At 42.3% G+C, this 12,384-nt stretch carries 10 protein-coding genes; 8 read left to right on the top strand and 2 right to left on the bottom strand.

The genetic code is table 11. The features are described 5' to 3' along the window. Positions 1 to 65: 65 nt before the first annotated feature. Positions 66 to 1,244: an aminotransferase class I/II-fold pyridoxal phosphate-dependent enzyme gene (locus tag JEY82_RS04775; RefSeq protein ID WP_304083158.1), complete on the bottom strand. Its 1,179-nt coding sequence runs from the start codon at positions 1,242 to 1,244 to the stop codon at positions 66 to 68. Between the two features lie 382 nt (positions 1,245 to 1,626). Here JEY82_RS04775 and JEY82_RS04770 point away from each other — a divergent pair, with 382 nt between their 5' ends. From JEY82_RS04770 to JEY82_RS04745, 6 genes are all read left to right on the top strand, one after another. Then, a complete protein-coding gene (locus JEY82_RS04770; protein WP_304083156.1) occupies positions 1,627 to 1,935 on the top strand; it encodes an isoamylase early set domain-containing protein in 309 nt (102 codons plus the stop codon). 165 nt (positions 1,936 to 2,100) lie between these two features. Beyond that, on the top strand, positions 2,101 to 3,024 hold the full coding sequence (locus tag JEY82_RS04765; RefSeq protein ID WP_304083153.1) for a branched-chain amino acid transaminase: 924 nt from the start codon (positions 2,101 to 2,103) through the stop codon (positions 3,022 to 3,024). Positions 3,025 to 3,108: 84 nt separating this feature from the next. Next, entirely contained in the window at positions 3,109 to 5,043 is a 1,935-nt protein-coding gene (gene dnaX / locus JEY82_RS04760) for a DNA polymerase III subunit gamma/tau (protein ID WP_304083150.1), read from the top strand. A gap of 15 nt (positions 5,044 to 5,058) precedes the next feature. Then, positions 5,059 to 5,370, top strand: a complete 312-nt coding sequence (locus JEY82_RS04755; RefSeq protein WP_304083148.1) for a YbaB/EbfC family nucleoid-associated protein — start codon at positions 5,059 to 5,061, stop codon at positions 5,368 to 5,370. 81 nt (positions 5,371 to 5,451) lie between these two features. Beyond that, positions 5,452 to 6,057, top strand: a complete 606-nt coding sequence (gene recR / locus JEY82_RS04750) for a recombination mediator RecR (protein WP_304083145.1) — start codon at positions 5,452 to 5,454, stop codon at positions 6,055 to 6,057. Between the two features lie 132 nt (positions 6,058 to 6,189). Beyond that, positions 6,190 to 8,382 (top strand): ATP-dependent RecD-like DNA helicase, encoded by a 2,193-nt coding sequence (locus JEY82_RS04745; protein ID WP_304083142.1) that lies wholly within the window; start codon positions 6,190 to 6,192, stop codon positions 8,380 to 8,382. On the opposite strand, the gene JEY82_RS04740 is transcribed toward JEY82_RS04745, so the two are convergent. Continuing rightward, entirely contained in the window at positions 8,377 to 10,647 is a 2,271-nt protein-coding gene (locus JEY82_RS04740; protein WP_304083139.1) for a GGDEF domain-containing protein, read from the bottom strand. The two genes, JEY82_RS04745 and JEY82_RS04740, sit on opposite strands and share 6 nt — an antisense overlap. 239 nt (positions 10,648 to 10,886) lie before the next feature. Between JEY82_RS04740 and JEY82_RS04735 the strand changes: the two genes are divergently transcribed. Continuing rightward, positions 10,887 to 11,333 (top strand): hypothetical protein, encoded by a 447-nt coding sequence (locus JEY82_RS04735; protein ID WP_304083136.1) that lies wholly within the window; start codon positions 10,887 to 10,889, stop codon positions 11,331 to 11,333. Between the two features lie 18 nt (positions 11,334 to 11,351). Then, positions 11,352 to 12,236, top strand: coding sequence for a polysaccharide biosynthesis tyrosine autokinase (locus JEY82_RS04730; RefSeq protein WP_304083133.1), 885 nt, complete (start codon positions 11,352 to 11,354; stop codon positions 12,234 to 12,236). Positions 12,237 to 12,384: the final 148 nt, after the last annotated feature.

The following is a 12,384-nucleotide window of genomic DNA, read 5'->3' as shown; positions in this document are numbered from 1 at the left end:
GAATTATAAACAATATTTCCGGATATTTTTTCAAATAACCGGAAATATTGTGATTTACTACTTAATTAGGAAGAACAGCCGAATAAATCTTTCATGCCACGAATAGCCTGATTAATTCTCTGCCTGTTTTCTACTAAAGCCATGCGCACATGGTCGTCTCCATAGCTACCGAAACCAAGGCCCGGAGCTACAGCAACTTTACACTCACGCAGAAGCAGTTTTGAGAATTCAACTGAACCTAAGTGTTTAAACTGTTCAGGAATCTTGGCCCAAATGAACTGTGTAGCCTTCGGAGGAGTAACATCCCAACCGATGCGCTGCATCCCTTCGCAGAGTGCATCACGGCGATCTTGATAGATGTCCATCATTTCTCTGACACATTCCTGCGGTCCGCTTAAAGCGGCGCAAGCAGCAATCTGGATAGGCTGAAAAAGTCCGTAATCCAGATAACTTTTAATGCGGGTCAGAGCCTGTACCATTTCTCTGTTACCGCAGCAGAATCCAACGCGCCAGCCGGGCATTGAATAGCTTTTGGACAGGGAGAAGAATTCAACTCCAACGTCTCTTGCGCCTCTGGCCTGAAGAAAACTCGGAGCTTCGTATCCGTCAAAAGTAAAGTCCGCATATGCAAAATCATGTATAACCAGCAGATCATTTTCTTTGGCAAAATCAACAATTTTTTCAAAGAACGGAATGTCTGCCGTGATACCTGTTGGGTTGTGCGGAAAATTGATTATTAAAACTTTCGGCTTAGGCCATGTCTGGCGCATTGCCATTTCAAGGTCTTCAAAGAAGTCCCTGTCGTGAGCCATTGGTATAGTTCTAACATCTGCGCCTGCGATAATACTGGCGTAGGGATGAATAGGATATGATGGATCCGGGGCGAATACAACATCACCAGGGGAAAGCATGACCAGTGCTAAATGCGCCAGCCCTTCTTTGGCGCCCATGGTAACGACGATTTCCTGATCGACATCCAGTTCAACGTCGAATCTTCTCTTGTACCATTTGCCCATTTCATTACGAAGACCTTTGATTCCCTTTGACGCACTATATCTATGGTTGACCGGCTTCTGCGCCGCCTCAACTAATTTATCGACAATGTGTTGGGGGGTAGGAAGGTCCGGGTTCCCCATACCCAGATCAATGATATCTTCGCCTTGGTGGCGTAGCTGCATCTTCAACTCGTTCACTTTGGCAAATACATAGGGGGGCAGCCTGTGAACTCTTGGAAATTTATCCATGGTCATTACTCCTGAAAATAATATATAAAACTCGAAAAACATTTGTAACCGTGCCACTTACTACTGTCAAAGCTAATATGTGCACATAGTTATTGAGCTGATTGTGCTGTGATTATTAATTTTTTCTAAATTTATGGAGGTATATTTTCGTTAAAAGCGATAATTTGCGAAGATAAATTGGTAAAACTGTTATTTGGTTGAACTTTTGATTGTGAAACAAGAGGGAGTTTAGGAGTAAAAAGTGATATTTAAATGTATTTTTTAGTGAGAGTGTTGACATAGAAAAAAAATCAGGATTAATTACATTATAAATAAATTTATTTTAAAAAAATAATTTTATGGTATTATTATCTGGCATCAAAGTAAGTCCAAGGAGGTCTCGGTGGCAATTTCAAAGAAGTTTTTGAAAAGTAAACCTGTCTGCAAGGTTCGATTCGAAGTTCCTAAGGCTCAGATTGAAAATGGTGAGTCCATTTATCTGGTGGGCGATTTTAACGACTGGGATATAAGCTCAATGCCCATGAAGAGGCTTAAGAGCGGCAATTATGCTGTGACAGTTGATTTGGAAGTAGGGCACGATTATAAATTCCGCTATCTGGCCGGCGAGAGTATCTGGTTTAATGATTCAGAAGCTGATGGATTTGAAACTACTCCTTATGGAGATGGGGAAAATTCAATACTCAGTCTTTAAACTTTGTTTTTAGTTTTTCCGGCGGGGATTTGATTGATCCTCCTTGACCTTGGACCCTCTTTTTTTTAGCTTCACTCTTTCCGGTATTCCAAAAGTGATTATTATTGCTTCAGGGGATTTAAGTCTACTGCCGGGAACTGTCATGAAGTAAAAAAAGGGGGACACATGGTACAGAAAGCTGAGAAAATTTGGTTTGATGGCGAACTGGTCAACTGGGATGATGCTCAGGTCCATGTGCTGACTCATACTTTGCATTACGGTGCAGGCGTTTTTGAAGGCATTCGTTCCTATGTTTGCGTTGATGGAAAATCCGCTGTCTTCAGGCTTAAAGCCCATGTTGTAAGACTTTTTGATTCCGCTAAAATTATCGGGATTAAGATTCCTTTTACTATTGAAGAAATTACAGATGCTATTCTTGAGACTTTGAAAGTTAACGGTCTCAAGGAAGGATATATCCGCCCTCTGGTGTTTATCGGAGACGGAGTCATGGGAGTGCATCCCGGTTCAAATCCCATCAGAGTTGCCATTGCGACTTGGCCTTGGGGAGCTTATCTTGGTGATGACGCTCTTGAAAAGGGTATCAGGGTAAAAACTTCTTCGTTTAACCGGCACCATGTTAATGTAATGATGACCAAAGCTAAAGCCTGCGGTAATTATGTTAATTCTATTCTTGCCAAAGTCGAAGCTGTTACCGATGGGTATGATGAAGCTCTTATGCTTGATACTCAGGGCTATGTTTCTGAAGCTACCGGTGAAAATATTTTTATAGTCAAAGATAATATCATTAAAACAACTCCCCTTACTTCTGTGCTTCCGGGCATAACCCGCGCAAGTCTGATGCAGGTCGCTCGCGATCTTGGCTATGAGGTTGTGGAACAGCTATTCACCCGTGATGAATTATATATTGCTGATGAGGCTTTCTTCTGCGGTACGGCTGCTGAAGTAACTCCTATCCGCGAAGTTGATAATAGAATTATCGGCGAAGGCAAATGCGGTGAAGTGGCTAAGTTGCTTCAAAAAGAATATTTCAATGTCGTTAAAGGCGGAAACGAAAAGTACGCTGACTGGCTTAATTACTACGAAATTTAGTATATATTAGATGTCCGGGACTGTCGGTCCCGAGTCCCGGACATCTGATAATCTATAGGGACCACATACGGACTTGCCTGCATAATGAGTACATCTAATCTGACAGCAAAATATCGCCCTCAAACCTTTGCGGAGGTTGCGGGGCAGAACGCCGTCAAAACTATTCTTTCCCGTGCCGCGGCACAGGATAAAATTGCCCCTGCTTATCTTTTAAGTGGAACGCGCGGGGTCGGCAAGACTACTATTGCCCGAATTTTTGCCAAGGCGCTTAATTGCGTCAATGCACCAACAGCAGAGCCTTGCAACGTCTGTGAGAACTGCCGCCAGATTACAGCGGGCATCGGTGTTGATGTTATTGAGATAGATGCCGCTTCTCATGGTAAAGTCGATGATGCCCGCCGTCTTAAAGAAGATATCGGTTATGCTCCAATCGAGTTTCGTTATAAAGTTTTCATAATAGATGAAGCACATATGCTTACTACTCAGGCATTCAATGCGTTGCTTAAAACTTTGGAAGAACCTCCAGGACATGCGACCTTTATTATGGCGACAACGGAAACTCATAAGTTTCCTGCAACTATTATAAGCCGCTGTCAGCATTATGTATTTAAAATGCTTACAAGCTCGGAACTTACTGCGCATCTTTCGAAAATTTTGCAGAAAGAAAAAATCGAATTTGAAAGCGGTGCGGTTGATCTTATTGCCAAAAGAGGGGCAGGCAGTGTTCGTGACTCCATGTCTCTGCTCGGACAGGTTCTTGCTCTCGGCAGTGAGAAACTGCTTGAGTCTGATGTTCGATCAATACTCGGACTTGCTGGACGGGATGTCTTTTTCTCGCTGATGCAGGCTATTCATTCCCGTGATCTTGTTTCAGTCGGTGAAGTTGTTAAGCAGGTGCTTGACCGCGGGCTGGATTTAGGATTTTTTATTCGCGAACTGGGTTCTTGCTGGCGTAATATGTTTCTGCTCGGGCAGTCCGGTGAAAGAGCTGTTCCGCTTCTCGATCTTTCGTCTGAGGAAGCTAAGGAATTTATGCATTGGGCAACAACCTTTGACCGCTCTTTTGTCCATGCCTGCTGGCAGATGACTGTGGACGGTCAGCGTAAAGTTATGACCAGTCTCGAGCCTGCAATGGCGCTTGAACTTTTATTGCTTAATATGGCGAGCCTGTCTGATCTTATTTCGGTTGAAAGAGCGGGCGCTCTGGCTGCTGCCGGTTCCGCATCCAGTAAGATGGCAGCTCCTCCGGCCCCCAAAACAGTTCAGCCTGCCGGCGAAGTTCCTCCTTGGCAGAACGCGCCGCAGCAACCGGTGCAAGCTGCTCAGCCCAGACAGTCTCAGGGAACATTGCAGGGCGGTCCTCCACCTCATCAGCAAAATGGTACGCAGGGTAGAGGCACAGTACAGGGGAATCCCGTTCCTGCGTCCAGCAGACCTATGGGGCGCAGTGAGTCCGGCAGTCCCGCAGGGCATGGAGCTTCAAGTGAAATGGGATCAGAAGATTCCTCTCTTCCTGACGATGTTCATCAACCTGATGTTAATAAATTTCATGAACCGGAATTTGAAGTTAATTCAGACGTAATATCTGATTCTCATATTGAGACAGAATCTGAAAATCCGGCTCACGGTGAGATTGAAATTACTGCCTCTCCTGCTGTGAACGGGCCGCGTGACTTTGAAGGATTTCTAAAGTACGTGAGCGAAAGCGGTGCAAATGGTTCCGTTACAGGTCTTGCCAATTGTAAAGGTCTGATAAATGGCAATAAGCTTGTGCTTACCTGTGCGAATCCATTTCATCATAGTCAGGTCGGATCACGTGAGTGCAAGGTGGTCATTAACAGGCTGGCAGCGGAATATTTCGGTTCGGATATGGAAGTTGAAATTGTAGTAAACAGCAAGGGTGTGCGTAAAAGCAGACAGCAACTTCGTGCTGAAGTTGAAGTTCATCCTGTTGTTGTACGTGTGGTAGATGCATTTGGCGCATCAATTATTTCTGTGGACCCTCGTAGAGATGTTTAGATTAAGGAGAATATAATGAAAGGTATGAATGATTTAGTTCGTCAGGCTCAGGTTATGCAGCGTAAAATGACTCAGCTTCAGGAAGAACTTAAAGAACGCGAAGTTGAAAGTTCTGCCGGTGGCGGAATGGTAACAGTTAAAGTCAACGGTTCTTCTGAAGTATTATCCATTACTATTGATCCTGCTGTTGTAGAATCCGGTGATGTTGAAATGATTCAGGATCTCGTTTTGTCTGCAGTAAATGATGCTAACAAAAAAGCAAAAGCAATGATGGATTCTGAAATGGCTAAGATTACTGGCGGAATGAATATCCCCGGCATGATGTAGTCCAGCGCTTTTTTTAGTCGAGTATAAAACAACCGTGTCTTTCTTTTTTAGAAGGGCACGGTTTTAATCATAGAGGTTTATGTGGATAATTTGCCGGCCCCTTTGCGGGCTGTGGCTCAGGAGTTGGCTAAACTTCCGGGGCTTGGTCCTAAATCTGCTTTGCGAATTGCCTTGACTATGCTCAAAATGCCGCGGGAAAAAGTTGCAGGAATAGGGCAGAGCATAATCGATCTGCGCGAAAAACTCTGCGTTTGCGAGCATTGTGCAAGCATTACCGAAACTTGTCCCTGCCGTATTTGTTCTGATCCCGGCAGAGAGAGCGATAAGCTTTGTCTGGTTTCCGAATGGGATTCATTACTGGCTATAGAAGAAATGGGGCTTTACAGAGGGTATTATTTAGTGCTCGGCGGTCTTCTTTCGCCTCTTGATGGAATTACTCCGCAGAATCTCGAATTTAATAAGCTTGAAGCACGTCTTGCAAAAGGTGAAGTTAAAGAGTTGATTCTCGCTCTGGGGGCCACTGTGGAAGCTGAAGGAACTGCGTCATATATAAAAAATATGGTACAGAATCGTTTCCCTCATATCGCACTGAGTCGCCTTGCTCAGGGTATTCCAATCGGGTCTGAGGTTAAACACACGGATAAAGAGACTCTCCGTCAGTCTCTTGAATATCGCCAGAAGTTATAGATTTTTATTTAAATTTTTTTCCAAGCTACTAAACTAATAGTTTCAATACTATTCACCCTGATAATAATCCCGGTGATCAGCATAAATTAATATGAATAATCTTGATATGAATACTCTTGATAAGGAAATCTGATGTCGGACATTTTGATTGGTGAAGTTCGAACAGTTGTCTATCATAATGAAGAGAACGGTTATATTGTTGCGCGCATTTCTTCAAAAGATGAGCCTTCACAGATTACTGTTGTCGGCTGTTTAGGACAACTTACTCCCGGTGAATCCGCAGAATTTCAGGGACGCTGGAAGCAGCATCCTAAATTTGGCCGCCAGTTTGAAGCTGACTTTCATGAACGCATTCGTCCGGCTACTGAGGCTGGAGTTATTAGATTTCTTAAGTCTTCATCCATCAAAGGGATCGGGGAAGCCATTGCAACAGAGATGGTTGCTAAGTTCGGTGTAGAAGTTCTTGATGTTCTAGACGAAGAGCCTGACAAGCTTTTGAAGATTAAGGGTATATCCAAGAAGAAGCTGGAAGGTATTGTTGAATCGTGGCAATCACAGCGCGAAATTAAAAATTTGATTATTTTTCTGCATACTCATGAAGTTCCGCCCACCTATGCCACGCGTATATTTAATCTTTACGGCGCACAGTCTGTTAAAAGAATCAGTGATAATCCTTATGAGCTGGCTTACGATATTCGCGGCATCGGTTTTAAAACAGCAGATACCATGGCCCTTAAGCTTGGGTTTGCCCCGGATTCTCCTCAAAGAATAGAAGCCGCTATTGTTTATTCACTTTTTTCTGTGAGCGAGCGGGGCGGGCATATGTTCAGTCCTCGTGAGAAGTTGGTTGAAGATGTTTCCAAAATGCTCGGCGGGGTTGATCTTTCTTTGATTTCTGACGGAATAAGTGCGCTTGAGGAGAGGAAAAGAATCAGGGTGGAAAGCCTTCCTGAGCAGAATATCGATCAGGCAATTTTCTTGATGCACTTTTACAGATTTGAAAGTGAAATTTGTAAAAGGTTGCACGGACTGGTCAGTCATCCATCCCCTGTAAGTAAAGAAAAGGTTGAGAAAACTTTGCCTGAAGTTGAAAAGGAACTTGGATTCAATCTTTCAGACGAACAAAGGCAGGCAGTCTTTGACGCGTGCGTAAATAAATTTTTCATTATCACAGGCGGACCGGGAACAGGTAAAACTACAATTACCCGCGCTGTTGTTCTGACTCTCAGTGAACTCGGACTTAAAGTTAAACTTGCAGCACCAACCGGACGAGCCGCAAAAAGGCTTTCTGAAGCGACAGGAAGATCCGCATCTACTATTCATAGAATGTTGCAATATACCCCGGATAATGGCGGTTTTTATTACAATGAAGATCAAAAGCTCAAGGCTGATGTTCTCGTTGTCGATGAAGCTTCAATGCTGGATTCGCAGTTATGTCTTTCCGTGTTGAGGGCCGTTCCGTTAACTTGCAGAGTAATTTTTGTTGGTGACGTGAACCAGCTTCCGTCAGTCGGTCCGGGTAACGTTCTTTCCGATTTGTTGCAAAGCGGAGAAGTTCCGAGCGCGGTTCTGAATCATATTTTCAGACAGGCCCAAGAGAGCTACATCGTCGTAAACGCTCATAGAATCAATGACGGATTGTTTCCTCTTGGACATCCGGCAGATGCTCCTGAAGCAGATTTTTTCTGGATTCCGCAGGATTCTCCGCTCAAAGTGCAGGAAATGATAGCGCAAACTGTTTGTGAGAGAATCCCGGAAAGATACGATCTCGATCCGATGACTGACATTCAGGTGCTTACGCCTATGCACAAAGGTGATGTCGGGACTCAAAAACTTAATGCGTTGTTGCAGGAAAGACTCAATCCTTCAAAGGGTAAAGTTCTCAAAAGAGGATTTGTAGAATACAGGGTTGGCGACAGAATTTTACAGTTACGCAATAATTATGAAAAAGAAGTCTTCAACGGTGATCTCGGGCGAGTCATGTATATTGATGCCGAGGCAAACGAGCTTACAGCTGAATTTGACGGAAACATCGTTCATTATGAGTTGTCAGAACTTGATGAATTGTCTTTGGCGTACGCAGTCAGTGTGCATAAATCTCAAGGCAGTGAATATCCTGCTATTGTTATGCCGATAGTCTCGCAGCATTATCTATTACTACAGCGGAATTTACTCTATACTGCCTTAACCAGAGCACGTACTCTGGCTGTTTTAGTAGGCAGTAAAAGAGCTTTCCACATCGGTCTAAATAACATCACAGCCGGTAAAAGATTTACCAATCTGCGTTATCGGATCAAACAAATCTTTGACGAGAATTTATTATAGCTGGCGTCTTTCGCGCACCCAGCAGTTTCCTTCGATTGACTTAGCCCATTTCTTGAGAGATGCGGCTTGTTCACCTATTTCGAAAAGAGACTGTTCTGGGGTGCAATCCAATATTGCGAGTGAAACTGAAACCAGAGGAAATTTTGAAGTAGTTCCGTCTCGTCCTTTTCCTTCCATCCAGCCGTTTGTATTATCTTTTGCGTTGTAACTGGTTTTGACTAATCTTTTGAAACATCGGGTGATCGCCAGACATATTCTTTCCGCTTGATCCGGTGAGATAACCTGAACAAAATCATCACCGCCGATATGGCCGATAAAATCTGTGTCAGAGCCGTGCCGCGCTGTTGCCCATGTGATAATTCGACTGATGAGCAGTATGATTTTGTCGCCGTTTTTAAACCCGTATGTATCGTTGTAGACTTTGAAGTTGTCGAGGTCCGCATAAATAATGCTATATGGTTGAGAAACTTTCATGCGGCGCTCAATTTCTTGTTCAATCCCCAGATTACCCGGTAAACCTGTCAGCGGGTTTGTCCCTTTCGCCATTTCAACCTGAGCATGTGCAAGAGTATCTAACAGCTTCCGGACAGATACAACGCCGAATAATTTACCGTTTTTTGTTACGATAATATCGTCATAGGCTTTGTTTCTCTCTCTCGCCATGGCTTGTGTGGAAACCATTTCTACGGTGGTTTCCAGATCTACTAAAAGTGGAGAATCGTCCATAACTGAAGTGATCGGTTTGTTGGTGTATAGTGCTACTCCGAACTTGCCAGACAGATGTTTGTTTAGATTGTATTCCATAATCAATCCGCAGGGCGCTCCGTTTTTGACAACTGTAACGCTGCTGAGAGATTGTGCTTGTTCAAAAAAATCTTGAATGACAGGAACAGGGGTATCTATTTCAACTGAATCAACTGGAGTTGCCAGATTTTTTACGGGTATTCCACAGATATTATGATCATTTTTTAGATCAGGTGTTTTTTTTACATTAAGAGCTTCTAAACTTAACTCAGGTTTTATTTTGGCAGGTTTTGCGAAAAAGTAACCTTGTCCGAGGTGAACCCCCATGTCCATCATTGCTACGGCTTGGGATTGGGTTTCGATTCCTTCTACGATAAGTTTTCCACCTATTTTTTCAGCGAAATCTGTGAAAGTTTCTACTATTGCCCGGTTGACCCGACTCGTTTCGATGTTGTCGACAAAGGATTTATCCAGTTTGATATAGTCCGGCTTAATTTCAGCAATTGACGAAAGACCTGAATAACCCGTCCCCGCGTCATCAATCGCGACCATATATCCTTGATTTCTGTAGTGATCCAAAGTCTTACGGAATGTTATGAAATCTTTTACGCTGTGGCGTTCTGTTATTTCAAAGACTATATTTTCCGGTCTAAGACCCCATCTATCAAGTAAAATTTTTGTTTCACCTGATGAAAAATTAGGATCAACAATTGTGCGGGGGTGAATGTTGAGGAATAATTTTTGATGGAGATTAATTTCACCGAAGGAGCTGATTGCGGCTTCACGGCATATTTTTTCCAGCTGGAAAAGTTTACCGAGCTTTTCGGCCATATCAAATAAGGTCAGAGGAGATCGGAAGGGTGAGTTTTGCGGTCCTCTTGCAAGGGCCTCCCAGCCGTGTATTTTTTTGGCAGCCAGATTTACGATTGGTTGGTAGTGGCTGTTTACTTTGCTTTGAGCAATGATATCACAAAATTCTTTACTCAGTTCCATGTTGGAAATGTCAGCATTGTTTTGCGCTTCAAGCCTTGCTTTACCAATTGCTGAGAGAAATCCTGACCATAATTTATTATTGGTCTGGGAAGCATGAAAGGATGAATGACCGCTGTTTATGGTAATTGTATTACCTGTCCGGCTGATCTGGTCGCTCTTTACTAGGTTTTCTATGTTGACTTTGAATTGATAGGCTAATTCTTCAAGAGATAAGCCTGCTTTACATTCTGTGGGATCAAGTAAGAAAAATTCTCCGGTATTGAAGGAAAAAATGTGGAACTCATTATGCTGTAAATGTTCATACCCTTCACTTTCAATTCCTGTACGGATTTGAGCTTCAAGATTTTCGGACCATTCGTTGCCGTACATTTCAGTCAAAGTCGGAAGGTCTTGAATTGCGAAATATAAAATATTAAGTCTGCCGACATTCTGGATTAAACTTCCAATTCCCGGACCTTCAAAAAAATCGTTATTTCGGTCGGATGGAAAGTTAAATGCGTTAGCTCTTTTTTTGATAAGTTGTAGCATGGCAACATAAGCTCCATTATATATAATTAATTTAATTCATCGCAGTGGATGAACGGACATTACATCTATAATGGATTAGGTTGTTACCGTTAGGTTACATTTTGTTTAAGAAATGTTTGAGCTATTTCTTAAAAGAAGTCGCTGGAGTGTTAACTCTGTTTAATGTAGGTGAATTTTAGGAACAGATTAGTATATGTGGTTGGTTTCCGACTGAGATAAATTAAAGGGTCATGGGTAGAATGCAACAACGTTCAGATATTGCATATTATATAGAAGTATTCCGGCGCAGAAAAAATCATTTTATTGCATCGGTTGTGATTGTTTTTTTGATGGCAGTTCTTTTAGCTGTTTTTTGTACTCCGGTGTACAAATCCGCAGTTAATATTCTGTTGGCTTTTGTTGTTTCGCTTGGAGTGGGGGGCGTAGTTGTAATTGTTCTTGAAGTTCTGGATCGTTCTATTCGACGTCCTGAACATTTATCGAAAATTATTAATATCCCCATTCTTGCGAGTGTTCCATATTGGGAAACATCAGCCGAGGTAAAAGACGTTGAACACCGTAAGTTATTATCATTACTTGTTATTATTGTATTTGTTATGTTTGGAATTGTGATGATTCATTTTTTGTATAAGCCGCTGGATGTCATTGCAATAGAATTTGTTCGTAAAATAGTCTCGAATTTTTAATTGAAATACGGAGTCACCATGAGCAAGTTGCTCAAGGCTGTTGAGAAAGCCAAGCGGAATATAAGAATTGAAGAAGAGCAGAGTTGGATTATAAAAGGTGATTCTCATATAGAACCTCTTGAACCGGAAACAGATTCGAATATAGCCGGGTCGGGTTGCGTTGCTGCCGGAGGCTCCGAAAAGGATGATTCACCTTGTTCAGTTCCTCCTTCTTCATTTTTTAAAGATGACCTAGTTCTTGATGAGCTTAATCTTGCTAAAAATAGAATTTTAACTAGAAACAGCAGTCCTCTGTTTACAAATAATTATAATCTTCTACGAACTCAGATTTTACAAAGAACGAAGGAAAAAGGACATAACGTGCTGATGGTGACCAGCGCTATGCCCGGAGAAGGGAAAACGATTACTTCAATCAATTTAGCAATCAGTATAGCTCGTAAAATTGATCAGTTTGCACTTTTGGTTGATATAGATATGAGAAATCCTTCTATTCATAAATATTTAGGAATAGAAGTAGAACATGGGCTGACAGACTATCTTTTACATGATGTTTCAATTCCTGATCTTTTGATTAAGCCGGGGGTTAATAAATTGTCATTTCTTCCAGCAGGTGAGCCTCTCAGTGATCCTGCTGAGGTTCTTGGTGCCTCCAGACTTCAGGAACTGATTGTAGAAATGAAGGAACGTTATCCTGACCGGTATATTATTTTAGATTGTCCGGACTTACTGAATGCTCAGGATGCTCTTGTCTTATCTAGTTATGTTGACGGGATTATTTTTGTGGTCGAGGCGGGAAAAAACTCTCGTGAGCAGATTCAAAAGTCCATGACTCTTTTAGAAGGACGTAATGTTGTCGGGGTTGTTTTGAATAAAAAAGGCAAAGAAAGTCTTGATGTTAACTAGGTGAAGAGTAGCCAGAATGTATAATGAAATATGAGATGTTTTTTTTGAGCCGGAAGATTTTAATCTTCCGGCTTTTTTATATTGAATCAGCCTGAATGCAATTGTTTATTATTTGCAGGCGTACGATTTTTTTTACTTCGACAAGCTT

Source organism: Maridesulfovibrio ferrireducens (genome assembly GCF_016342405.1).
GTDB lineage: Bacteria > Desulfobacterota > Desulfovibrionia > Desulfovibrionales > Desulfovibrionaceae > Maridesulfovibrio > Maridesulfovibrio ferrireducens_A.
Note: the sequence above shows the minus strand (reverse complement) of the source record. Positions and strands in the feature narration are given on the sequence as shown.